This window comes from Thalassotalea litorea, from assembly GCF_043642205.1.
Taxonomy (GTDB): Bacteria; Pseudomonadota; Gammaproteobacteria; order Enterobacterales; family Alteromonadaceae; genus Thalassotalea_A; species Thalassotalea_A litorea.
Window position 1 is genome coordinate 16,712 of record NZ_JBHZSG010000005.1, and the last position, 22,811, is coordinate 39,522.

Sequence of the window (22,811 nt, forward strand, 5' to 3'; positions counted from 1 at the left end):
GTGGGTATATGACTTTCAGTATTATGCTGGACTGGTTTTTACGGTTTATTAGACGACAGGCTAGCTGTTATTGAAAGTCGGTAGATTTTATTTAAGGATGATACATATGAACAAATTTTTATTAATGCTGATGTTAAGCGTATCGCTTGTTTCTGGCGTATGCCATTCTGCTGATGCCGAATCGAGCAAAGCTGAGAAGTCTGTGACCATGGAGTCGGTAAGTCTGAATAAAGCGGATCTTGAGGAACTACAAAGTATCCGTGGATTGGGTGCGAAAAAGGCTCAGGCAATCATCGAATACCGAGAAGCAAATGGCCCATTCACCGATGTTAAACAGCTACTTAACGTCAAGGGCATTGGTGAGAAGTTTTTATCGAAAAATGCAAACCTACTGCGATTGTAAGTTTCGATGTACTGAAGATCAGATGCTCTGATGCAGTTAATGAGCCGCTGATCTGAGGATTAAATATTAGTAGACACTTGCCTTACGGTGTTTGCAAAGGCCTATTAATATTCGAGGTTTAGGGAGCATAAAAAAACGCCAGCGTTTGCTGGCGTTTTTTGTGGGTATTAACCATGTTTTTTAGTTAAGGCTGAGACTCAATCTCATAATCGCCTTGGGTTAAGGTTTCGTTGGACCCGCAAAACTATGGTTAGTGGCTGATGCCTGACTTGCAACCCTTGCAGACCGGCCAAATTCAGCTCGCTCATCAATATTCAGTGCAGAAGTCGGAAGCTCAGCATTAACATTGTCTACTACCATTTCTGGCTTCGTCATCGGAGCATTCGCTTTGCCACTAAGTTTATGAACTTTTGCTACTGGCTTTTTGCTTTTCACTACGGCAACGTCTGCTTCTGTAGTATCAGTGCTGTTATCGCTGTTGGTTTGCACGTCAGCACTAGCTGCTTGTTCAACGTCAACTTTGATTTCCTGCTCTGATTGCGACTCGACAGGCGTTTCGATGCTATCTTGAGCGTGTACTGTATCTTCAACCTGGGCGATATCTTCTGCCTGTGTCTGCGCTTTTACATCACTTAGAGTGGAGGAAACTGCCTCGCTCTGAGCGCTGCTGTCTTCGGTTGAAGGCGTCTGCTCTTGAGCTTGAACAGATTTATCTTCCGTATCCAACGCTTCATCTACCTTAACAGCGGCTTCACTGTCAGGAACGACTTCAGACTTATCGGTCGATGATACAGGGTCACCGGAAACTTCGAGTTCCAGTTGGGTGCTTGCATCTTCTGGTTGTGAAGGCGTCGCAGATGGTACCGCTGGCGCTTGTTCAGGCGAAACTTCAGCGGCCGGTTGTAGCTCTTCTGCAGATAAATCCAGAGAGGTTTGCACGCCTTGTTCTGTTTCTGCAACCGATGGATAGCGAGCAACTACTGCATCATCAACCGTTTCTACGGTATCTTGTGCTTCGTCACTAACTGTTGCCTGCGCGGCATCTTGTTCTTTGTCTTTACGACGACGTTGACCATGAGAGCGCAAATGACGAGGAGAGCGACGGTTACGATTCTTTCCTTCATTATCCCGTTTTACCTCTGACTCAGGCGTCGAAGCTTGGGCTGCTTTTGTATCTTCAACATTGGCTTCAACGTTTGCTTCAACCACTTCCTGAGTGCCAACAGGCGCTGGTTGTTTTTTCTGACCCTGGCGAGGGCTGGCTTTTGCCGGTTTATCTTTGCTTACCGGTTTTGCGTCCTGCTTCTGAACAGCATTGCTATCGGTCGCATTCTGTTCGCCTTTATCGCTATTTAAACGTACCTTTTTACGGGTATTGCGACGTTGACGACGTTCTGCAACTTTCTCTTCAGTGACCGTTTTATCTTGCTGCTTATCTTGACCACGTTTAGCCGGTTTTTTGGCGTTGCGGTTTTGAGGCTTATCATTCGGTTTGTTTTCTTTATTGCCACCACGCTGGTCTTTAGTGCCGTCACGTTGGTCTCTATTGCCATCGCGTTTGTCTTGATTACGATTACGACGTTGTTGTTGACGAGGCTTGCGTTGACGGTGTTCGCGTTTGTCTTGACCACCACGGTTGTGTCTCTGTGGTTTGGCATCTGCTTTCGGTTTTTCTTCCGACGCAAATAAAGACGCAAAAAATGCAGCGATAGCGGCAAACAAGCCTGCAGATTTTTCTTCTTTTACCGGCTTCTTCTTCGCAGGTGTAGCTTGCGGAGCTGTCATTCCCTGCAGCAACGGTTCATCACGTTTTACCGCATCCTTCTGGAATTTCGGCATAACCGCTTCTTCAGACACAGGCTCAGCAACTTTTACTTCGTAACTCGCTTGTGACGTAGATTCATCGTCACGAACACGGATAACTTCGTATTGCGGCGTATCCATATTCTGGTTTGGTAAAATCAAAACTTTAACGTCGTGGCGCTTCTCAATGTGGCCAACCGCATTGCGTTTTTCGTTTAACAGGTACGTGGCAACAGGCACAGGAACTTGCGCATGCACCTGGCTGGTTTTGTCTTTGATCGCTTCTTCTTCCATCAGACGCAATACCGACAATGCCAGTGATTCAACCCCACGCACGTGACCTGTACCGTTACAGCGAGGGCAGGCACCCTGACTGGTTTCGCCAATGGATGGACGCAGACGCTGACGCGACATTTCCAATAAGCCAAAACGAGATATGCGGCTCAACTGAATTCGTGCTCGGTCAGAACGAACGGCGTCGCGCATACGATTCTCAACTTCACGTTGATGGCGAACCGGGGTCATATCGATAAAATCGATAACCACAAGACCACCTAAATCTCGCAAACGCAATTGACGAGCAATTTCTTCAGCGGCTTCAAGGTTAGTGTTGAAAGCCGTTTCTTCAATATCACTGCCTTTGGTTGCTCGGGCAGAGTTAATGTCAATAGATGTTAAGGCTTCTGTCGGATCGATAACGATGGAACCACCAGATGGCAAACGAACTTCTCGTTGGAAAGCGGATTCAATTTGCGACTCAATCTGATAATGGGTGAATAACGGCACATCGCCTTTATACAGTTTTACCTTATTGATGAAGTCCGGGCGCACCAGTTGGATATGTTCTTTAATGCTATCGAAAACCTTAGGTCGGTCAATAACGATTTCACCGATATCACGACGCAAGTAATCTCGAATGGCACGAAGAATAACATTACTTTCCTGATGAATTAGGAAAGGTGCTGGTTTTGAACTGGCGACAGTATCGATGGAGCGCCAATAGTGCAAAAGGACATTTAAGTCATGCGCAAGTTCTTCATAATCTTTGCCAACACCAGCGGTACGGACGATAAGTCCCATGCCTTTTGGTAAATCTAGTTTGCTTAATGACTCTTTTAATTCAGTACGCTCATCACCTTCAATGCGACGAGAGATGCCGCCTGCTCGTGGGTTATTTGGCATCAGTACCAAATAACTACCGGCAAGGCTGATAAATGTCGTTAAAGCTGCCCCTTTCTGGCCTCGTTCTTCCTTATCGATTTGAACGATGACTTCCTGGCCTTCACTTAAAACATCTTTGATATTTGGACGGCCTTGAAAACTATAACCTTGCGGAAAATAGCTTTTTGCAATTTCTTTCATTGGGAGGAAGCCGTGGCGGTCAGCACCGTAATCGACAAAGGCGGCTTCAAGGGAAGGTTCTACGCGGGTAATTTTACCCTTATAAATGTTGGATTTTTTTTGTTCGTGACCAGGGCTTTCGATATCAAGATCATAAAGACTTTGGCCGTCAACAAGTGCTACGCGGAGCTCTTCCGACTGAGTAGCATTAATTAACATGCGTTTCATTGATTGTGTGACTCTATTTTTTTGTCACAACACATGCGAGAGTGCAGGCAATCGTTGCGTAGCAATAGCTAAGCAAACAGAGGGTTGTCAGCCTCACGGTTGTCAACGCCAGTTGTTCTGGGTCTGTTCTATATCTGATTGTTTATCTATACGTTATTGCAAACAAATACAGCAATTTGGCAATAACGTGTATTAACTAGTTACACTCAAAGCAGTGTTGTGCTTATCTAAGTTTTGCTCATTAATGCTGGATTTGATGTTTATGCTGCAGTTTCTGATAGGTTACACACATCAGAGCCAGCAAATGGCGATGCTATCCGTGTATCGGGCAAACCGAAAATTAGGGTTTGCTAATAATATGTACAGGGACGTTGCCGCACCAAACCTCTTACAATTCATAAAGAGCTTCGTTTTTTCATGGTTATTGGAAAATCATCAATAACCTGTTCATTATCCCACTAAAGTGTAGATTAAGGCAACAATAAAGGCGCGTTATATTAACTTTAATTCTCCTTAAATTCGCTCAAGCGAAATACACACTGGCCTGTCGTCCGATTCTATGGTCAGTTTATTGACAAAATCTTTGCCCTTGGCAGCGATATAGCTCAGCAGAATGATTACTCATGTGTTAAAATCCCGGCATATGTTCGTTTTATTCAAGTGTATGTGAAATACGTGAGCAATCATTCTTCAACGGCAGCCGACAAACCGCAATCAACGGCATCGTCTGCAGACAAACCTAAAGTTCAATATCATGAGATTGACGAGGCCAGTGATGGTCAGCGTATCGATAATTTCTTATTAAAAACCTTAAAAGGTGTGCCAAAAAGCATGATCTATCGATTATTGCGAAAAGGTGAGATCCGGGTAAATAAGAAACGAATTAAACCGGAATATCGATTGCAACTCGAAGATATTGTCCGTGTTGCTCCGATTCGGATGCCAGATAACCCTGAAAAAATTTCGCCACAATTAAAAAAGGTTGCGTCACTGGAACAACAAATCATCTTTGAAGATGATTGCCTGATTGTCATTAATAAACCTTCCGGGATGGCTGTTCACGGTGGTAGCGGTTTAAGTTTTGGCTTAATCGAAGCGCTACGAGCCCTGCGCCCCAATGCGAAAATGTTAGAGCTGGTGCACCGTCTTGACAGAGATACGTCCGGTTGTTTGGTGGTTGCTAAAAAACGCTCGGCATTGCGTAATTTACACGAGCAACTGCGTCATAAAAAAGTGCAGAAATTTTATCACGCATTAGTTAAAGGCCACTGGTCGACAAAGCTAACCCGGGTTACTGAAGGCTTAAAGAAAAATGAGCTTAAATCCGGCGAGCGAGTGGTTGTGGTGGATAACCAGCAGGGAAAAGAATCAGAAACACGCTATAAAGTGTTGACCCATTACATTGGTGCCACGTTAGTGCGCGCGTTTCCAGTGACCGGCAGAACCCATCAAATCCGGGTTCATTGTCAGGTTAAAGGTCACCCTATAGCCTGCGATAATAAATATGGTGCGGAAGATTTTACCGCCAGTATGCAATCAATAGGGTTAAAACGATTGTTTTTACATGCGGCAAGCATAGAGTTTAATCACCCTAAAGATGATACACGGGTAAAATTTGAAGCGCCCTACGATCAACAATTAACCGCGGCATTAACGAAAATGGAAATAAAAACCTTCTAATGAATGCCGGATTAGATTGAGCGGAGAGAAGAGATTAACCATAAGTCACTTGGAAATCTCTTTGCCGCTATGCTTGCTGCGCCAGGACATCAATACCTTTATTTGCCAGTAATTTAGTCAGGCGTATTAAAGGTAAGCCAACCAGACTATTGGGGTCATCGCCTTCAAGTCGCTCAAACAAACAAATTCCCAGACCTTCACTTTTAAAGCTTCCAGCACAATTTAAAGGTTGTTCGGCCCGCACATATGCGCTGACTTGCGCATGTGACAGCTCGCGAAAATATACATGAAAAGGCTCAACGATGACGTCGTAGCTATTGTCGGTGCTGTTATATAAACACAAGGAGGTTAAAAAGGTGACTTTGTCACCACTAAAGCGCAGTAACTGCTTAATCGCATTCTCTTCGGTTCCGGGTTTACCAAGAATGTCTCCCTGGTGCACGGCAACTTGATCGGAACCAATGATCAGAGCATCGGGATGACCTTTGGCGACTTCTTTAGCTTTGCCTATTGCTAAGCGTTCAACCAATTGTTCCGGCGTCTCATCGGGTAGGGGACTTTCATCAATATCAGGCTTGTCACATTTAAAATTAAGATTTAGTTTTTCTAAAATTTGTTTGCGAAATATCGATGTTGAACCCAGCACTATCTTTTTCATAGCAAAATGTACTTATGTTTAGGATTGTCTATCGATCAATTTTACCTGACAGCTGGCGAGAGCGAAAGCTATGTTAACAACATGGAAGCTAACGCTATTTTTCTACTTTTCGCTTTAGGATCGTATTCAATGTGTTAAAATATGTCATTAATTGAGCGAATGAGCTCAATGTGTTTAATTTTCTTTTGACACAAGGACCGACAGCCTTTATCATGCGCGCCTTATGCAGAACCTTAAACTTCCGATAACCATAGACCCATATAAGAGTGCTCAACGGCGCTTGGTATGTGAAGGATATTTTGAGTTATCTGGATTAGAACGATTGCAAGCTTTGACTAAAGGTCAGGGTGAGCAGGCAAATGTAAAGGTCACCTTTGATGTGGACGAGCAGGGTCTGATTGTATTATCAGGTCAAGCCCAGGCATCAGTGTCTTTAACATGTCAGCGTTGTAATGAAGAATTTTCGCAGGATTTGCAGGTTGAATTCTGTTATTCTCCTGTGAAGGGCGAAGAAGCTGCCGGTCAGCTGCCTTCGTATTATGATGCCGTAGAATTAGATGAAAATGGTGAAGTGAATTTACGCGAATTAGTGGAAGATGAGTTAATTCTCGCGATTCCATTAATCCCGAAACATGAACTCGAAGATTGCCCGGCTGATGCCGACAGTACTTGGGGGAAGTTACCGGATACGCTTGAGAAACCGAATCCATTTGATGTATTGAAACAACTCAAGTAACTTGTGATTTTAGGAGTAAAGTAATGGCCGTACAGAAAAGTAAAAAGTCTCGTTCAAGACGAGGCATGCGCCGTTCACACGATGCGTTAACTGCAGAAAATCTATCAGTAGATAGCGTATCTGGTGAAACTCATCGTCGTCACCACGTAACAGCCGATGGCTTTTACAAAGGTGTCAAAGTTATCGCTAAATAAGCGAGAACACTTTGGTGAGTCTAACGGTAGCGTTAGATGTTATGGGGGGCGATCATGGCCCCCTTATAACTTTGCCTGCAGCAAAATTGGCGATAGAAGCATTGCCAAACCTTCATCTCGTGCTCTGCGGTGATGAAGAAATTATCCAATCCCACCTCGATACACTACAACTTTCTAATCATCCACAACTGTCTATTCAGCATGCCAGTGAATCCATTAGCATGGATGAAAAACCAGCAATTGCGCTGCGTTGCAAAAAAGATTCTTCGATGCGCCAAGCGCTTAACCTGGTTCGTGATGAACAGGCACAAGCCTGTGTCAGTGCAGGGAATACCGGAGCATTACTGGCGATAGCGCATTTTGTTCTGAAAATGATCCCCGGCGTCGAACGTCCGGCCTTAATTACTCACCTACCACTTAGCGACAGCAATTCCCATGTGTTTATGTTGGACTTAGGTGCCAATGTTTTCTGCAATTCTGATACCTTATTCCAGTTTGCACTGATGGGCTCTGTCATGGCAGAGCAGGTCGACGGCATCAAACAGCCAAAAGTCGCATTGCTAAATATGGGTGAAGAAGACATTAAGGGCAGTGATCACATCAAGCAGACCGCAGCATTATTAACCGCAAGCCCTAGCATTAATTATGCGGGGTTTATTGAAGGTAATGATATATTTTCGGGCAAAGCTGATGTCATCGTTTGTGATGGCTTCGTCGGTAATGTTGCGCTTAAAACCTGTGAAGGTGTCGCGAAAATGGTCTTAGATAAGGTCAAAAAGATCGTTGATGAAAGTCCTTTTACCCGATTTCTGGGTGTTTTATTAAATCCAACCTTAAAAAAAATCTTAAAACGACTGAACCCCGACCAGTATAACGGTGCAAGTCTGTTAGGATTACGTGGCATTGTGGTTAAGAGCCATGGTAATGCCAATAGTACTGCGTTTTATAATGCAATTTTAGAAGCAGTCAAAGAAGTTGAAAGGCAAGTTCCTGAGAAAATTAAAAATAAAGTTGAACTGGGATTAATCAAAAGGTCTTAACAAAACGTTATGTATTCAAAAATTATTGGGACAGGAAGTTACTTTCCTGAGCAAGTGCGCACCAATGCGGATTTGGAAAAAATGGTGGACACCACAGATCAGTGGATCACCGAACGCACCGGGATTAAAGAGCGCCGTATCGCCAATGAACAAGAAAATGTTGCATATATGGGGGCAGAAGCCGCTAAAAATGCGTTAGAAATGGCGGGTTTGGATGTCAAAGATATCGATATGATAGTGATGGGAACGACCAGCTCCCACGTAGACTTACCTAGTGCGGCCTGTCATGTACAAAAATATCTGGATGTGCCAAATATTCCTGCTTTTGATGTAGCCGCGGCATGCTCTGGTTTTATTTATAGCTTAAGCGTCGCCGATCAATTTATTAAATCGGGAATGGTTAAGCGAGTTCTGGTCATTGGCTCTGATGCCTTATCACATATGTGTGATCCAAAGGATCGCAGTACCATTATTCTTTTTGGTGATGCTGCCGGTGCTGTGATCATTGAAGCAAGTGAAGAGCAGGGTATTATTTCCACCCATCTTCATGCGGACGGTGAACACGGAGCTTTGCTTGGTGCAGATTCGCCTAAACGTGGCGATTTGCTGACCGAAGAAAAAGCGTATCTTTATATGAAAGGTAACGAGGTGTTCAAATTTGCCGTAACTCGCTTAAGCGAGATTGTTACGGAAACGTTGGCTCATAATAATATGGACAAATCAGATATCGACTGGCTTGTACCGCATCAAGCAAACCTGCGTATTATTTCTGCCGCCGCGAAAAAGCTTTCGATGTCTATGGATCAGGTAGTCGTTACCTTAGATAAGCATGGCAATACCTCCGCCGCAACCATTCCTACAGCGTTAGATGAAGCCGTACGAGACGGTCGCATCAAACGTGGACAAATTATTCTAATGGAAGCCTTTGGTAGTGGATTTACCTGGGGCTCAGCTCTGGTTCGTTTTTAAAAGAGATATAATATGCAAGCAAATCTAGCATTTGTGTTTCCAGGACAAGGATCACAATCACTTGGTATGTTATCGGATTTTGCCGACAACAATACGGTACAACAAACGTTTGCAGAGGCGTCTGATGCTTTAGGTTATGACCTGTGGCAATTAATTCAGCAAGGCCCTGTAGAAAAACTTAATCAAACTCACATTACTCAACCGGCGTTACTTACAGCCAGTGTGGCAATGTGGCGAGTCTGGTTGGAAATGGGCGGTAATGCCCCTGCCTTATTAGCCGGTCATAGTCTGGGTGAATATTCAGCCTTGGTATGTGCCGAGGTCTTATCCTTGGCAACGGCAGTAAAACTGGTGGAAAGTCGTGGTGTGTATATGCAACAAGCCGTGCCTGAAGGTACCGGCGCTATGTATGCCATTATTGGCCTAGATGACGATGCGATCAAAACAGCCTGTGAGCAGGCGGCGCAAGGAGAGGTCGTTTCTCCGGTTAATTTTAACTCTCCTGGTCAGGTCGTTATTGCAGGCAACAAAGCAGCGGTAGAACGGGCAGGTGAGCTGTGTAAGCAAGCTGGCGCAAAACGAGCATTACCATTACCGGTTAGTGTACCGTCGCATTGTGCGTTAATGGCCAGCGCGGCAGAAAAATTAGCAAAAGATTTAAACGACATCACTTTCAATACCCCACAGATCCCAGTCATTAATAATGTTGATGTTTCGGCTTATAGCGACGCACAGCAAATCAAAGATGCGCTAATTCGACAACTATACAGCCCTGTGCGCTGGACCGAAACGGTTAAAGCGATGGCTGCAAAAGGTGTCGATACGTTAGTTGAAGCAGGCCCCGGAAAAGTGTTACAAGGGCTAACAAAGCGAATCGATAAGGCAGTATCTTGCACTTCTATAAACACAACTCAAAGCATTCAATCAGCTCTTGAGGATTAACAAGGATTTATTATGTCAGGACTTTTTAATTTAGACGGTAAAGTCGCATTGGTGACTGGTGCCAGCCGTGGTATCGGCAAAGCAATTGCCCAACAACTGGCAGGTGCTGGTGCAACTGTTATTGGTACCGCGACATCGGAAAAGGGTGCCAGCGCGATCAGTGACTATCTGGGTGAGCAGGGGAAAGGCTTTGCTTTGAACGTTACGTCTCAAGATTCCGTGGATGAATTATTTGCGGCGATCAAAGAACAGTTTGGCGGTGTAGATATTCTGGTAAATAACGCCGGTATCACACGTGATAATTTAATGATGCGAATGAAAAATGATGAATGGGACGATATTATCGCCACTAATTTGTCGTCGCTATATAAATTAAGCAAAGCTGTAATGCGCCCAATGATGAAGAACCGTTCGGGTCGCATCATTAGCATAGGTTCTGTTGTTGGTTCTATGGGGAATGCCGGGCAGGTAAACTACGCGACAGCTAAAGCAGGGCTGCTTGGTTTTACCAAATCATTAGCCAAAGAAGTGGCTTCTCGCGGAATCACGGTTAACGCGGTTGCTCCGGGTTTTATAGACACAGATATGACCCAAACATTGAGTGATGAACAAAAACAAGCGATATTCTCGCAAGTGCCTGCGAATCGCCTGGGTAAGCCAGAAGAAATTGCCAGCACGGTATTATTTTTAGCGTCCGATGCTGCTGCATACATTAACGGTGAAACGATTCACGTTAATGGTGGCATGTATATGGCGTAATGGGATTAACGATTTAAGTCCCACTATTTTTATGACAGGCAAGATAATCTCCGTTTAATGGTGGGTTGATTATCTCCGCTTTTTTATAGAGAATAGTTCATAAAAATTCGCATTGATCGAACCTTGACCGTTCGTTCATTGATTTGCAAATCGATGGCTCGACGTAAATAATTGATTTTTTATTCGTCCATCTTTGAGCGATAAATATTTGATAAGTCATCAGGTTTGACCAGCTGTAATTTACTGATAAATACTTGCATGGTGACCGGTTGGCGAATAAACTACAGGCAATTTTTATAATTGCTAATTTTAGTAAAGGAAAAAAAATGAGTACTATCGAAGAACGCGTTAAAAAAATTATTGTTGAGCAATTAGGTGTTAAAGAAGAAGAAGCAAAAAATGAAGCATCTTTTGTTGATGATTTAGGTGCAGATTCTTTAGATACCGTTGAGCTAGTAATGGCTCTTGAAGAGGAATTCGACACTGAAATTCCTGATGAAGAAGCGGAAAAGATTACTACTGTTCAAGCTGCAATTGATTACGTTACAGCTAACAGCTAATCAATATTGATTCGAAATAGGCGGTTAATACCGCCTTTTTTGTTTTTATTCTTTTCAAACGGAGATTGGATTCGTGATGCGCCGAGTTGTGGTAACTGGACTGGGCTTACTAAGTCCATTGGCAAATGACCCTGAATCTACCTGGCAAAAACTGATGTCAGGAACCAGCGGTATTGGCCCAATTGAACATTTTGATATTAGCAACTTTCCCACCAAATTCGCAGGCCTGATCAAAGGTTTTGATGCGGAATCTTTCGGTATAGCCAAAAAAGAAACCCGTAAAATGGATTTGTTCATCCAATATGGGATCGCAGCCGGAAATCAGGCATTAGCTGATTCAGGTCTGGAAATTAACGACGAAAATGCCCCTCGGATAGGTGTTGCCGTTGGTTCAGGTATCGGCGGCTTAGGTTTAATCGAAGAAAACCACGAAAAAATTCTTAAAAATGGGATCAGAAAACTGTCGCCATTTTTTTGTCCAGCCACAATTTTGAATATGATTTCCGGGCATTTATCCATCATGCATGGGTTAAAAGGACCAAACATTTCCATTGTGACTGCCTGTACGACCGGCGTACACAATATTGGTCATGCCGCACGCATGATCGCCTATGGCGATGCCGATGCGATGCTGGCCGGCGGCGCAGAAAAAGCGTCAACGGTATTAGGTATTGGCGGTTTTACCGCAGCGCGAGCATTATCAACTCGCAATGAAGCACCTCAACAAGCTTCTCGACCTTGGGATAAAGATCGTGACGGCTTTGTATTAAGTGACGGTGCTGGTGTGATTATGCTTGAAGAATATGAGCATGCTAAAGCGCGTGGCGCTAACATTTATGCCGAGCTTGCCGGCTTTGGCATGAGTGGCGATGCATTCCACATTACATCGCCACCAGAAGATGGTAGCGGCGGTGCAGCGGCAATGAGCAATGCACTTCGCGATGCTCAAGTAAACCCAGAGCAAGTGGGCTATATTAACGCTCACGGCACATCAACGCCCGCTGGCGATATTGCCGAAACCAATGGTATGAAATCCGTATTTGGTGAGCATGCTTACAAAATGGCGGTTTCATCAACCAAATCCATGACCGGTCATATGTTAGGTGCAGCAGGGGCAGCGGAAGCGATATTTACGATTCAGTCTCTGGTCAACCAAGCCATTGCGCCGACGGTCAATCTGGATAATCCTGGCGAAGGTTGCGATCTTGATTACGTACCCCATCAGGCCCGTGATGCACAGCTAGAATATGCGTTGTGCAACTCTTTTGGCTTTGGCGGCACTAACGGCTCTTTACTGTTTAAAAAGATTTAATTTCTATTTGAAATTATTCCCTTGCACTTCCTTAAATAAGCCTGTTTACTAGCTGGTAAACAGGCTTATTTTTTATCCGTTATGTTATACAGCTCGGTTAACTTTTTCCCACAATCAGAGATTTCCATTGCCGACAGAGGACTTGCATTTGGCGATGGTATTTTTACCACGGCGCTTGTTCAGGAAGGCCAAGTGCAATGGCTGGAACAGCACATAGAGCGCTTGTCTTATGGCTGCCAGGCATTGCAAATTAATATGCCCGACTTTGCGCGTTTAAAAACGCACCTCAATCATGTTTGTGCGCCTTACCATAGGGCAGTGCTGAAAGTGATGGTCACCGCAGGTAACTCTGGCAGGGGATACGGCCGAAACCCTGACAATAACGCCAATATTATTGTGACCATTAACGACTATCCTGGGCATTTTGACGATTGGCGTAAACGTGGTGTTCATTTAGGAGTTGCGGCGACACGATTAGGGTTAAACCCCAATTTAGCTGGCATCAAGCATATGAATCGGCTGGAACAGGTGCTGGTTCGTAACGAATTGGACGCGGTCGCATATGATGATCTCGTCGTTTGTGATTTAAACGGTTTTATCGTAGAGACCAGTAGCTGCAATTTATTCTGGCAGCTTGATAATTGTTGGTACACCGCTGATTTGAGTAGCAGTGGTGTCAACGGACTGGCCAGTCAACGATTGTTAAACACGCTGGGACAGGTTAAAATTGTCCAACATACAATCGAGCAGTTGCAGCAAGCGCAATCGATGTTTATTTGCAATGCATTGCTGCAGATTGCCCCGGTAAGGCAGTTTTTGGATCGACCGCTTTCAACAACATTAAGCCGGGAAATAAAGGAAGTTTTCTAATGTGGCGCTGGATTACAGGTCTATTTTTACTGGGGATGATTGCCATTGCCGGACTTTATGTCAAAGTACAGCAGTCGGTACAGCAACCGCTCAACATTTCTCAAACTCACCTTTATACGCTAAATAAAGGGAGCAGCTACCATAGCCTGCTAAAACACGCAGAACAACATCAGTGGATTGATTCGGTATGGGCGCTAAAGCTTTACGGCAAACTAAATCCAGACCTTACCCAAGTTAAAGCGGGAACCTATCAATTACAATCTTCATTCACTTTCTCACAATTACTGGCACTGTTAGTAAAGGGAAAAGAGCACCAGTTTAAAATCACCTTTGTTGAAGGCAGTACTTTCAAAGAATGGTTAGTGATGTTAACGAAACATCCCCATGTAAAACACACATTAAACGATACATCCTGGGAGCAAATGCAACATCATTTTCCCGGAGCTATGCACCCAGAAGGGTTATTTTTCCCTGATACATATACCTTTCCCCAGGGAACGGATGATATAAGCATTCTTCGTCAGGCCTACGCACGCATGCAAAAAGAACTCGAAGATAGCTGGCAGAAACGCGCTAAAGGTTTGCCTTATGATAATGCTTATCAGGCGCTGATCATGGCATCGATAATCGAAAAAGAAACCGCAGTTATTGCGGAACAACCACTGATCAGTGCGGTATTCGTTAATCGATTACGAAAACGCATGCGATTACAAACCGATCCGACCATTATTTATGGCCTGGGTGAACGCTATAACGGCGACATTACCTATGCAAACATTCGTGAAAAAACCGCATATAACACCTATCAGATCAATGGATTACCACCAACACCCATTGCCATGCCAGGCAAATCGGCATTAGATGCGAGTGTGCAACCGGCAGACAGCAACTATCTATATTTCGTCAGTAAAGGCAACGGTGAGCATATTTTTTCCACAAATCTGGCGGATCATAATCGCGCAGTTGATAAGTACCAAAGAGGGAAATCATGAGCCAATCTGGCAAATTTATTGTCATCGAAGGAATCGAAGGCGCGGGTAAGTCCAGCGCCATAGGCGTAATAGAACGAACGTTAGTGGAATATGGCATTGACTATATTAAAACTCGCGAGCCCGGTGGCACGCCGCTGGCGGAGTCGCTGCGAAGTCTTGTCAAATCCCCGGATATCGAAGAAACCCTGACGCCTGAATGTGAACTTTTATTGATGTACGCAAGCCGCTCGCAATTAATTCACAATGTCATTAAACCGGCCCTTGGCAACGGCCAATGGGTTATTGGCGATCGTCATGATTTGTCTTCGCGTGCTTATCAAGGTGGAGGACGTCAGATGGATGATGCTACTCTGGAAAGCCTCGCAAATATCACCTTAAAAGGCTTTAAGCCCGACCTAACGTTTTATTTGGATATTGATCCGAGCGTAGGTTTGCAAAGAGCAGCAAGTCGTGGAGAACTCGACCGCATTGAGCAGGAACAGATAGAATTTTTCTATCGCGTTCGTGATAAGTATTTGAGTTTTGCAAACCGTGATGAACACATAGTGATAATTGACGCGGCACAGTCGATGGAAAATGTGCATGCGCAAATTGCACACCAGCTGCGACACTATTTACAGGAAAACAGTTAACCAATATGGGTGAAGACGCGCTATCTCAAAAGAACTGGCTGGCTCCCATTACCGGGCAATTAACACAGCTATTGACGCAGCAGAGGTTACCCCATGGCCTGTTATTTAATGGCCATCCGGGAAGCGGTACCTGGGAATTAGGTTATTGGCTGGCACGACAATTAATTTGTACTGAAAATGGTCTTTGGGGACCGGCATGCGGTCAATGTAAAGCCTGCTCATTACTTAGGGCAGGAAATCATCCGGATCTCGTTCATATCGAAGCGGAGAAAGCCCATATCGGTGTAGACGGTATCCGTCAAGCCAATCAGTTTTTGGTTAAAAAAGCCCAGTTAGGACAGGCAAAGGTGGTGATTATCCAACAGGCAGAATTAATGACCGAAGCTGCCGCGAATGCATTATTGAAAACATTGGAAGAGCCAACACCGTTTAGTTTTCTTATTCTGACCAGTTATGATAGCGATCGCTTATTGCCGACGATACAGTCTCGATGCACCCGGTTTGATATACGTCCACCGGTAGGGCAAGCGTTAACGCAAAGTCTGGGGAATTCGCCATTAATTGATGACTATTCCAATATGTGCCATCTGCCACAATTACAAAGTGAAGAGCAGGCGCAACTGTTTGGCACATTTGAAACCTTGTTTAACGATTGGTTGCTACAACCACAATATATGGATGAATTGCTCGCTTTTTTAAATGAGCATTCGCTGGCGTTAGGTTGGTTAATGCAACAGTTTAGCGCTGCGATCCGACAAGCAAATCAGTGGCAAGGCATTCGTCAACATCAAGGTTTGGCGATACTCAGCAGGCAAAGCCCGGATAATCTTACACAGGCGATGGTGTTGATCACTAATGCCAGCAAGCAATTAAAACAACTCACCCAAGCGAATAAAAAGTTTGTGATTGAATCCTTACTTATTGATTTACTTAAATTGATAGGTAACAATGCAGAAATGCGTACGCGTTAACAGGAAGTAAAAATGACCCAAATCACCTTGGAATTTGCCAATGAAAAAGACTTGTATCTATCTTACATGCCTTTTTTGAAACAAGGCGGCTTATTCATCAAAACGACCCAGGCATACGAACTTGGCGATACGATTTCCCTGCAGGTGTTACTCCCCGGGCAAGAAGAACATGTGACGATGCAAACTCACGTGTGCTGGATCACGCCCCCTGGCGCTCACAATGGCACAGAATCTGGTGTAGGCGTGGCCTTTTTGGACGATGAGTTTAACGTTCGTAATCAAATTGAAACTAGCCTTGGGCGAATGCTAAATTCAAAAGAACCCACCTATACCATGTAGCTTGCATTGCAAGTTACGTGCTAAAATTCGGTTTTTCCTAAACCGGAGCTTTTTGTGTTTATCGACTCCCATTGTCATCTGGACCGACTAAAACTATCTGAATTTCCTGGCGGCATTCGCGAGGTTATAGAACTTGCCAGCGAAGCTCGTGTATCGCGCATGCTATGCGTGTCAGTGACCCTGGACGAATTTGAAAATATGGCGGCAGTGACGCAGCCCTATAGTCATGTGGACATTTCCTGTGGAACTCACCCTTTAAACCAAGGCGACGAAATCGATATCGAGCGCCTGGCACAGCTTGCAGATCATTCTCGGGTTGTCGCCATCGGGGAGACAGGACTAGATTATTTTTATGCGCCAGAAACGAAGCAGGTGCAGCAGGACTCCTTTCGAAAACACATTAAGGTTGCCAAACAGTTAAATAAGCCCTTAATTATCCATACTCGTGATGCACGTCAGGACACATTGGACATTATGCGTGAAGAAGGTGCTGAACAGGTGGGTGGGGTTTTACATTGCTTTACCGAGAGCTGGGAAATGGCTGAACAGGCGATGCAGATGGGGTTTTATATCTCATTTTCCGGCATCGTTACGTTTAAAACGGCGAGTGACCTTAGAGCTGTTGCGGCAAAAGTCCCGGATGACAGATTTTTAATTGAAACCGATGCGCCCTATCTAGCGCCTGTGCCTCATCGTGGCAAACAAAATCAGCCGTCGTTTGTAGTGCATGTTGCTGAGTTGTTGGCGGATGTTCGAGGCCAGACCATTGAACAGATAGCCGAATTGTCGAGTGCCAATTATTACCGGCTTTTTCATAAAACAAACACTTAGTCGTTGGGGCATTGTCGGGGGTTGATATTTAACAGCTCCCGATCCTCCCAGACTCTTTCCTTGGCTAAACGCTCTGGTTTTAGCAAACTCAGCATTTTACGACGCGCAAAGCTGCCACGGGTAACCAGTTTTTTCTCTGGGATCGGCTCATTAATATCATAGGCAAGCGCAACAAGCTCTTGCAAATAGGTACGTTGCGGCTCTATCGGGAAATAACGGTGTAAAGTCGAATATCGTTCCCCGCCAGTGCGTAAATACCGGTACAAATACTCGCAGGATTGTCGATAGTTGCCATCATGACAGCTGCTGATATAAGCGCGTCGATATTGGCGCCTTTGATAACGGGTAACTTGTTTATAAAAACCGAGTATTTCCTGTCGCTTTCTTATCGAGATAATGACCAGAGTAACCAAAACAATGACGCCAAACACCCGTTCCCAGGGAATGGTGGGGATCGGCGCTATTTGCTCATTTTTTCGAGGTTTTTGTTGTTGGTTTGGGTCACTTGCTATTTCGATGTTAAAACCTGGAAGCTTGCGAGTCTTGAGTGTATTTTTGCTCGGATCCCAATAATAGAACGTTTGCTCTGCCATTGTATAATTACCGGCTTGCTCAAAAATATAGGTGCGAGTCTGGTGACGACTACTGCTAAACTCCCCGCGAGACTGGTTGTCCTTTAGAATGGGCTCTTCGTCGAAAACACTGATCCCTTCAACGCTCATTTGCGCTAATTCTGGTAGCATCATCGCTGGCACTCGTTCGGCATAAAATTCAACTTCCTGAGTTATGCTATCACCAATTTGGTAATCGGCTTTTTTATCAAAATCGCTGCGCTGTTTTACGCTAAAGGTATCGGTAACGACATAGTGATCGATCAACGCCAACTGCTTTGGTTGCGAAACCGAAAAATTCATTGGGTTTAATTGCCAAAATCCTTCAACCGTTCCAGAGTGTTCTGTGTTTACCGAAACAAACACACGTATCTGCGGTAAGCTGTACTCACCTTCATCGAGCGGGTAGATAGTAATGTCTCTTGACTGGGTGGCCCAGGTCGCGCCATCAATCATCCTCGATGAATTGAACGCCATGCCGTCAAATGGCAGGACGATTGCATTTTCCAAATCAAATTTTTCGATGCGAGTACCTCTGGAAAACCAGCGATTGGTTGCGACCTCTACCTGAAAAGTGACTGCCTGACGAGCAATGGTGTTGTCTTGACCAAGACGTTTAATGTTAATTTGTAATTGCTCATTGTCGATGAGCGACTCAATCGTCTGAGCGGGCTTGGTATCGGGATTATTTGAGCGGCTTTGAGCATTGAAGGAAATCGAGAGGAAAAGCAATCCACATGTCGCAAGCAGACCCGGCCAGATTGAGCATGACTTAATCATCATCATTGTCACCTGGTTGTTGAGACGGTGTTTTGTCTTGATTGTTGTTGCCGCTGCCACGTTGTAACTGCACTGCGAATTTAATGGCCAGAAATCTCGCCGGATCTTTTTGTACCTGACGCAGCCACATTTGTGCTAATTGCGGGTCCTGAAGTATATCTTCGGCACTGTACTGTTCCAGCTGCTTCACTGAAACCTTTCTTTCGGCGCCATCAGCCGTTTGTGGATCATCCCCCAATTCTTTGGGAGCGTCACTGCTCTCCTGTTGTTGGCTTTGGGAAATACGGTTCACTTCATCAATGATGCTTTGGACGATGTCTAAGTTAGTTTGCGCGGGTTGATAATCCGGGTATTGTTCCAGTAAAGCCTGATAGACCCCTTTCGCTCTTACATATCTTCGGCCCTGAGCATAGGCATTTCCCCGGGCCAGCAGGTCTGTTGGCTCGTCAAACTGACTATACAGGTTGGCAGCCGTATCAAACTCTTCTGCGCCATAATAACTATATGCCTGCCAGCGACTATCGTTGAAGTGCTCGCCTGCCTGTTGATAGTTTCCCAGCTTAAACAAAATGGCTCCCTGCTGATCAGGGGTAAGCCAAAGGTCGACAAACTGTTGAGGTTTCAAGCTGATGTAGCTAATCAGTAATACCACAAGGAGCACCAATAGCGCTTTTCGATTGCCGGAGATTTTTTGTTTGCCACTACGCCAGTAATGCTTCAGACGGCCTAATAGCCAGCTCATGCCTTGCTCGGAATTTGCTTTAGGATGAATTACCATTGCAGTGTCCATCCGCGCCGAAACCAAAAGACATAGCTAAACGCGATTAAAAATACTAGCGGGTAACCCGCATCGAGCCAGGGCCGAGTACCATCGTTGACAACAACCAGATTGTTTTCAATATAGTTATTCACCGTTTCGATGTCATCTTTGTTATGGGTAAATCGTACAAGGCGACCGTTGCTGGCACTGGCCAACTGCTGTAACGAGTTTAATTGCAACGGTAAAAAATTAGATCCTGGTTTGGCTTTGACCTTATCATCTCCGATTGCCCAAATAACTAATTGATGCTGTTGTTGTTGAAAAAATGCCTGGAAATTTTGTTGTGCTTCGCTTGAACTGCCATCGGTTAGCAACAATAGAGTCCCTGGTACGCCCGTAGGGTTCAATATATCCTCAGTCAAAGGCAGAATGTTGTCCGGTATCTTTCCTGCCCGAGGCATCATTGCTGGGCTTAATGGTTTTATAAACTGGCGTATCATATTGCCGTCGTTGGTTAAGGGCATCACGATATGTGCACTGCCGGCATAGGCGATCAAAGCGGTGTTGCTGTCTCCGCGAAGGGTCAGGAGGTCATTGACCTTTTGTTTCGCCCGCAATAGGCGAGTTGGGGCTAAATCACTTTGCTGCATGGTTTCTGAAACATCCAGAGCGATCACCAATCCGGCTTTATCTTCGTTAAAAGGCGAGGGGACTTGGGTAAAACTTGGGCCAGCCGCGACAATAATTGCAATGGAACCAACAATTGGCATGACTTTAGACGGTGAAAACCATTGGTAGTTGCTGCCTTTGATGGTTAACTGATCTAATACTTCTATTGACATAACCTGCTGCCAAAAATGCAGCGAATTATCACGTTGGCGTAATGCCAGATACAGGAAAATTAATATCAGGAACAGCAACAGGTATGCTGGCCGAATGAAATGGAAATTCTGTAGACCAATCCAGTCAATCATTGAGAAATTCCTTTGCAACCTTGCGCCTGTGATAGAGATTTCGAATCGCAACTATGGTAAGAGCGCCCATATACATAGCCAGTAAGATGATAATTGGAACGAAATGTATGCTGGTTTTAGGTCGATAGGAACGGGATGAATATTTTTGTGGTTCCAGAGTATTGATCTGTTCATAAATGGCGTCCAGCTGCTCGGCATTAACCGCTTCGAACATTTGCCCGTTAGTGGTGTCGGCAATATATTCTAAGACATTCAGGTCGATGGCTTCTTCGCCGGCCGTTTCGGGATCACCTATGGCAATGGGGTAAATTTTTATCCGATAACTTGCCGCAACCTGAGCGGCATCACGGGGCGGCACTTTTGATCCAGTATCATTACCATCGGTAAGCAGGATAAGCACGCGTTCTTTGGTTTGGCCGTGCTCAAACACGCTAATCGCCAGACCAATTGCGTCTCCAAGGGCGGTAGATTGTCCCGCCATACCAACTTCTGATTCGTTTAATAAGGTCAACCAGGTGTCGAGATCATTGGTAAAAGGCGCCTGTAAATAAGGCGCGTCGGCAAATAGGATCAGTCCGAGTCTATCCGCGTCTCTTTGTTTGGCAAAATCGGCAAGCAACTGTTGGACACCGCTGAATCGATCGACATTGGCGCCATCGAGTGTCTTAAAGTCTTCGGTTGTCATCGAACCCGAAAGATCCACGGCTACCATTAGATCCCGTGCGGATTTATTTAGCGTAACAGGCTTACCAATATATTGAGGTTTTGCCAACGCCGCGCAGATCAGTACCCAGCCGCTAATCAATAATAATTTTTGCAGAAAATAACGATTGAGTATGACCGAACCGGTGGCTGGTTTTTCACCCGTTAATTCAACAAGGCGAGAGAAGAAGGGGACTTTTACCGAACTTTTTCGTTCCTTGTATGCCGGCCAGAAATAGTACACGGCAAATGGCAGAAGTAATAATCCAAAACTCCACGGATAAACAAATTCAATCATGGTAACCACCTGGATGGAATTGTATCCATAATTGTATTTCCTGAAGCAGTTTCGTTAATTGATGCGGGTTTAGACTATGCTCAGGACCATAGGCCAATGCTTGCAGGTAATTGGGGCAGTTACCAAGAAAATCTGATTGCTTGCAGTGATTGTCTAACCAGCTTTCCCAGCGCTTATTGGTTAATCCGGCTGTTTCTACACGTCCATAGCCGTGGATCGCTGTGGCACGCAGTAACGCAGGTAACTGCTGGTAGATTTGATAGCGATTAGTTACGGTATCTCGTGGTAACGATTTAATAAATCGCAGTGCTTCACGCCGATAGGCATTATGTTTGTAATGCAGGTATTGGTGGTAAAGCCAACGGCCTATCCAAATCAGCAGGGCTATGCCAAGTACATACCAACCCGGCGTCTGCGGCCAGTAATCGATCGTCTGAGGCGGCGGTGACTCCACCAGATCCTTAAGTAAATAATTGCCCCATGGCATTTCAAATGGTGGTGTCAAAATGCTCTCCCTAATGCCCGTCTGAGTTGCTGGACGGGATCTTCCAGGGTATTGAGGCTGATCAGAGGGATTCGGTATTTATTGGTAAAGTTACGATATTGGTCTAACTGCTGCTGTAAGTCTTGCCGAAACCGAGCTTGGGTCGTGGGATTTTGCGAGGAAAACTGAATCTGCCACTTTCCATCGGAAACTATCATTTGCGGCATGCGCGGCAGATCTTGCTCTAATGGATCGTATACATGGCAGGCGATAACTTCGTTGTGCTGGCGAAGTGTTTTCACATACTGGGTTGTCGTTGGGTCCCAGCCATAGCCATCACTGATCAAAATGATCAACGCGTTGTGCTGGTTAAGGGCGTTCAGTTTCCTCAACATCGTATTTAAAGAGTCATGCGCGCCTGAATTAATCGTTTCACAATTTAGAGCATTGTTGATTTTCGTTAGCTGATGTAATAGCTGAGATATGTGGAGATTACCTCGTTTGGCGGGGATCACTTTGACATGTAAATCATCGAAAATAAAGGCTCCGACACGATCGCCACTGCTGGTGATTTGCCAGGCAATCAGTGCCGACACCTCAGCTGCGATAACGGATTTCATTTTCCCCTTGCTACCAAAAAACATCGAACTGCGTTGATCGATGGCAAGATAGGTGTTGCGTTCTTTTTCTTCGGTAAACACTTTAACGTGGGCTTTACCGGTACGCTGCGTAACTTTCCAGTCCAGAGTGCGAATATCATCTCCTGGGCGATAGTGCCGCAACTCTTCGAAATTCAGCCCCCGGCCTCTCAGTCTGGACGAGTTTTTACCAGACAACACGCTATTTACCGGCTGTTGCTCGGTAAATGAAAAATACCTTGCCTGATATTTAAGTTTTTCCAATTGCTGCAAGGTGACATGGATATTACTGCCTGTCATTTTC

Annotated in this window: 24 protein-coding genes; 16 read left to right on the top strand and 8 right to left on the bottom strand. The window is 44.9% G+C overall.

Annotation, left to right across the window (positions count from 1 at the left end; all coding sequences use genetic code 11):
* Positions 1 to 106 precede the first annotated feature (106 nt).
* Complete coding sequence (locus tag ACHUFQ_RS03860) at positions 107 to 403, top strand: ComEA family DNA-binding protein (protein WP_394173150.1); 297 nt, start codon at positions 107 to 109, stop codon at positions 401 to 403.
* Between the two features lie 219 nt (positions 404 to 622).
* Here the strand turns inward: ACHUFQ_RS03860 and rne are convergent, their stop codons facing one another.
* Positions 623 to 3,775 (bottom strand): ribonuclease E, encoded by a 3,153-nt coding sequence (gene rne, locus ACHUFQ_RS03865; RefSeq protein ID WP_394173152.1) that lies wholly within the window; start codon positions 3,773 to 3,775, stop codon positions 623 to 625.
* A gap of 675 nt (positions 3,776 to 4,450) precedes the next feature.
* On the opposite strand from rne, the gene rluC reads away from it, so the two are divergent.
* Positions 4,451 to 5,455 carry a 23S rRNA pseudouridine(955/2504/2580) synthase RluC gene (gene rluC, locus ACHUFQ_RS03870; RefSeq protein ID WP_394173154.1) on the top strand — a complete coding sequence of 335 codons (1,005 nt, stop codon included), beginning with the start codon at positions 4,451 to 4,453 and terminating at the stop codon, positions 5,453 to 5,455.
* A gap of 67 nt (positions 5,456 to 5,522) precedes the next feature.
* On the opposite strand, the gene ACHUFQ_RS03875 is transcribed toward rluC, so the two are convergent.
* Positions 5,523 to 6,113 carry a Maf family protein gene (locus tag ACHUFQ_RS03875; protein ID WP_394173156.1) on the bottom strand — a complete coding sequence of 197 codons (591 nt, stop codon included), beginning with the start codon at positions 6,111 to 6,113 and terminating at the stop codon, positions 5,523 to 5,525.
* A gap of 223 nt (positions 6,114 to 6,336) precedes the next feature.
* On the opposite strand from ACHUFQ_RS03875, the gene yceD reads away from it, so the two are divergent.
* The 14 genes from yceD to ACHUFQ_RS03945 all read left to right on the top strand — a co-directional run bounded on the left by yceD (position 6,337) and on the right by ACHUFQ_RS03945 (position 17,260).
* Entirely contained in the window at positions 6,337 to 6,849 is a 513-nt protein-coding gene (gene yceD, locus ACHUFQ_RS03880) for a 23S rRNA accumulation protein YceD (RefSeq protein ID WP_394173158.1), read from the top strand.
* Positions 6,850 to 6,872: 23 nt separating this feature from the next.
* On the top strand, positions 6,873 to 7,043 hold the full coding sequence (rpmF, locus tag ACHUFQ_RS03885; protein ID WP_138318033.1) for a 50S ribosomal protein L32: 171 nt from the start codon (positions 6,873 to 6,875) through the stop codon (positions 7,041 to 7,043).
* A gap of 11 nt (positions 7,044 to 7,054) precedes the next feature.
* Positions 7,055 to 8,083: a phosphate acyltransferase PlsX gene (gene plsX / locus ACHUFQ_RS03890; RefSeq protein ID WP_394173161.1), complete on the top strand. Its 1,029-nt coding sequence runs from the start codon at positions 7,055 to 7,057 to the stop codon at positions 8,081 to 8,083.
* A 9-nt stretch (positions 8,084 to 8,092) separates the two neighbouring features.
* Positions 8,093 to 9,052: a beta-ketoacyl-ACP synthase III gene (locus ACHUFQ_RS03895; RefSeq protein ID WP_394173163.1), complete on the top strand. Its 960-nt coding sequence runs from the start codon at positions 8,093 to 8,095 to the stop codon at positions 9,050 to 9,052.
* 12 nt (positions 9,053 to 9,064) lie between these two features.
* A complete protein-coding gene (gene fabD / locus ACHUFQ_RS03900; protein ID WP_394173165.1) occupies positions 9,065 to 9,994 on the top strand; it encodes an ACP S-malonyltransferase in 930 nt (309 codons plus the stop codon).
* 12 nt (positions 9,995 to 10,006) lie between these two features.
* Positions 10,007 to 10,753 (top strand): 3-oxoacyl-ACP reductase FabG, encoded by a 747-nt coding sequence (gene fabG / locus ACHUFQ_RS03905; RefSeq protein WP_394173167.1) that lies wholly within the window; start codon positions 10,007 to 10,009, stop codon positions 10,751 to 10,753.
* Positions 10,754 to 11,079: 326 nt separating this feature from the next.
* Positions 11,080 to 11,313, top strand: a complete 234-nt coding sequence (gene acpP / locus ACHUFQ_RS03910; RefSeq protein WP_136735294.1) for an acyl carrier protein — start codon at positions 11,080 to 11,082, stop codon at positions 11,311 to 11,313.
* 76 nt (positions 11,314 to 11,389) lie between these two features.
* On the top strand, positions 11,390 to 12,625 hold the full coding sequence (fabF, locus tag ACHUFQ_RS03915; RefSeq protein WP_394173169.1) for a beta-ketoacyl-ACP synthase II: 1,236 nt from the start codon (positions 11,390 to 11,392) through the stop codon (positions 12,623 to 12,625).
* A gap of 81 nt (positions 12,626 to 12,706) precedes the next feature.
* Positions 12,707 to 13,495, top strand: a complete 789-nt coding sequence (gene pabC / locus ACHUFQ_RS03920) for an aminodeoxychorismate lyase (protein WP_394173171.1) — start codon at positions 12,707 to 12,709, stop codon at positions 13,493 to 13,495.
* Positions 13,495 to 14,487, top strand: coding sequence for an endolytic transglycosylase MltG (mltG, locus tag ACHUFQ_RS03925; RefSeq protein ID WP_394173173.1), 993 nt, complete (start codon positions 13,495 to 13,497; stop codon positions 14,485 to 14,487). The genes pabC and mltG overlap by 1 nt, the downstream gene beginning before the upstream one ends.
* Positions 14,484 to 15,119, top strand: a complete 636-nt coding sequence (gene tmk, locus ACHUFQ_RS03930; RefSeq protein WP_394173175.1) for a dTMP kinase — start codon at positions 14,484 to 14,486, stop codon at positions 15,117 to 15,119. The genes mltG and tmk overlap by 4 nt, the downstream gene beginning before the upstream one ends.
* Before the next feature lie 5 nt (positions 15,120 to 15,124).
* Positions 15,125 to 16,090, top strand: coding sequence for a DNA polymerase III subunit delta' (holB, locus tag ACHUFQ_RS03935; protein WP_394173177.1), 966 nt, complete (start codon positions 15,125 to 15,127; stop codon positions 16,088 to 16,090).
* A 12-nt stretch (positions 16,091 to 16,102) separates the two neighbouring features.
* Positions 16,103 to 16,429 carry a PilZ domain-containing protein gene (locus ACHUFQ_RS03940; protein WP_394173179.1) on the top strand — a complete coding sequence of 109 codons (327 nt, stop codon included), beginning with the start codon at positions 16,103 to 16,105 and terminating at the stop codon, positions 16,427 to 16,429.
* Positions 16,430 to 16,483: 54 nt separating this feature from the next.
* Complete coding sequence (locus tag ACHUFQ_RS03945; protein WP_394173181.1) at positions 16,484 to 17,260, top strand: TatD family hydrolase; 777 nt, start codon at positions 16,484 to 16,486, stop codon at positions 17,258 to 17,260.
* On the opposite strand, the gene ACHUFQ_RS03950 is transcribed toward ACHUFQ_RS03945, so the two are convergent.
* Genes ACHUFQ_RS03950 through ACHUFQ_RS03975 form a run of 6 tightly spaced genes read right to left on the bottom strand, consistent with a single transcriptional unit; the run spans position 17,257 to position 22,807 of the window.
* Entirely contained in the window at positions 17,257 to 18,654 is a 1,398-nt protein-coding gene (locus ACHUFQ_RS03950; protein WP_394173183.1) for a hypothetical protein, read from the bottom strand. The two genes, ACHUFQ_RS03945 and ACHUFQ_RS03950, sit on opposite strands and share 4 nt — an antisense overlap.
* On the bottom strand, positions 18,644 to 19,429 hold the full coding sequence (locus tag ACHUFQ_RS03955) for a tetratricopeptide repeat protein (protein WP_394173185.1): 786 nt from the start codon (positions 19,427 to 19,429) through the stop codon (positions 18,644 to 18,646). The genes ACHUFQ_RS03950 and ACHUFQ_RS03955 overlap by 11 nt, the downstream gene beginning before the upstream one ends.
* Complete coding sequence (locus ACHUFQ_RS03960) at positions 19,423 to 20,385, bottom strand: VWA domain-containing protein (protein ID WP_394173187.1); 963 nt, start codon at positions 20,383 to 20,385, stop codon at positions 19,423 to 19,425. Before ACHUFQ_RS03960 ends, ACHUFQ_RS03955 begins: the two co-directional genes overlap by 7 nt.
* Entirely contained in the window at positions 20,378 to 21,385 is a 1,008-nt protein-coding gene (locus ACHUFQ_RS03965; RefSeq protein ID WP_394173189.1) for a vWA domain-containing protein, read from the bottom strand. Before ACHUFQ_RS03965 ends, ACHUFQ_RS03960 begins: the two co-directional genes overlap by 8 nt.
* Entirely contained in the window at positions 21,378 to 21,890 is a 513-nt protein-coding gene (locus ACHUFQ_RS03970; RefSeq protein ID WP_394173191.1) for a DUF4381 domain-containing protein, read from the bottom strand. Before ACHUFQ_RS03970 ends, ACHUFQ_RS03965 begins: the two co-directional genes overlap by 8 nt.
* Positions 21,887 to 22,807, bottom strand: coding sequence for a DUF58 domain-containing protein (locus tag ACHUFQ_RS03975; RefSeq protein WP_394173193.1), 921 nt, complete (start codon positions 22,805 to 22,807; stop codon positions 21,887 to 21,889). The genes ACHUFQ_RS03970 and ACHUFQ_RS03975 overlap by 4 nt, the downstream gene beginning before the upstream one ends.
* Positions 22,808 to 22,811 lie beyond the last annotated feature (4 nt).

Bases quoted from the DNA above. Each gene is read 5' to 3' on its own strand.
- ACHUFQ_RS03860 (WP_394173150.1), top strand. From the start codon at position 107: ATGAACAAATTTTTATTAATGCTGATGTTAAGCGTATCGCTTGTTTCT.
- rne (WP_394173152.1), bottom strand. From the start codon at position 3,775: ATGAAACGCATGTTAATTAATGCTACTCAGTCGGAAGAGCTCCGCGTA.
- ACHUFQ_RS03875 (WP_394173156.1), bottom strand. From the start codon at position 6,113: ATGAAAAAGATAGTGCTGGGTTCAACATCGATATTTCGCAAACAAATT.
- yceD (WP_394173158.1), top strand. From the start codon at position 6,337: ATGCAGAACCTTAAACTTCCGATAACCATAGACCCATATAAGAGTGCT.
- rpmF (WP_138318033.1), top strand. From the start codon at position 6,873: ATGGCCGTACAGAAAAGTAAAAAGTCTCGTTCAAGACGAGGCATGCGC.
- ACHUFQ_RS03895 (WP_394173163.1), top strand. From the start codon at position 8,093: ATGTATTCAAAAATTATTGGGACAGGAAGTTACTTTCCTGAGCAAGTG.
- fabD (WP_394173165.1), top strand. From the start codon at position 9,065: ATGCAAGCAAATCTAGCATTTGTGTTTCCAGGACAAGGATCACAATCA.
- fabG (WP_394173167.1), top strand. From the start codon at position 10,007: ATGTCAGGACTTTTTAATTTAGACGGTAAAGTCGCATTGGTGACTGGT.
- acpP (WP_136735294.1), top strand. From the start codon at position 11,080: ATGAGTACTATCGAAGAACGCGTTAAAAAAATTATTGTTGAGCAATTA.
- fabF (WP_394173169.1), top strand. From the start codon at position 11,390: ATGCGCCGAGTTGTGGTAACTGGACTGGGCTTACTAAGTCCATTGGCA.
- pabC (WP_394173171.1), top strand. From the start codon at position 12,707: ATGTTATACAGCTCGGTTAACTTTTTCCCACAATCAGAGATTTCCATT.
- mltG (WP_394173173.1), top strand. From the start codon at position 13,495: ATGTGGCGCTGGATTACAGGTCTATTTTTACTGGGGATGATTGCCATT.
- tmk (WP_394173175.1), top strand. From the start codon at position 14,484: ATGAGCCAATCTGGCAAATTTATTGTCATCGAAGGAATCGAAGGCGCG.
- holB (WP_394173177.1), top strand. From the start codon at position 15,125: ATGGGTGAAGACGCGCTATCTCAAAAGAACTGGCTGGCTCCCATTACC.
- ACHUFQ_RS03940 (WP_394173179.1), top strand. From the start codon at position 16,103: ATGACCCAAATCACCTTGGAATTTGCCAATGAAAAAGACTTGTATCTA.
- ACHUFQ_RS03950 (WP_394173183.1), bottom strand. From the start codon at position 18,654: ATGATGATTAAGTCATGCTCAATCTGGCCGGGTCTGCTTGCGACATGT.
- ACHUFQ_RS03955 (WP_394173185.1), bottom strand. From the start codon at position 19,429: ATGGTAATTCATCCTAAAGCAAATTCCGAGCAAGGCATGAGCTGGCTA.
- ACHUFQ_RS03960 (WP_394173187.1), bottom strand. From the start codon at position 20,385: ATGATTGACTGGATTGGTCTACAGAATTTCCATTTCATTCGGCCAGCA.
- ACHUFQ_RS03965 (WP_394173189.1), bottom strand. From the start codon at position 21,385: ATGATTGAATTTGTTTATCCGTGGAGTTTTGGATTATTACTTCTGCCA.
- ACHUFQ_RS03975 (WP_394173193.1), bottom strand. From the start codon at position 22,807: ATGACAGGCAGTAATATCCATGTCACCTTGCAGCAATTGGAAAAACTT.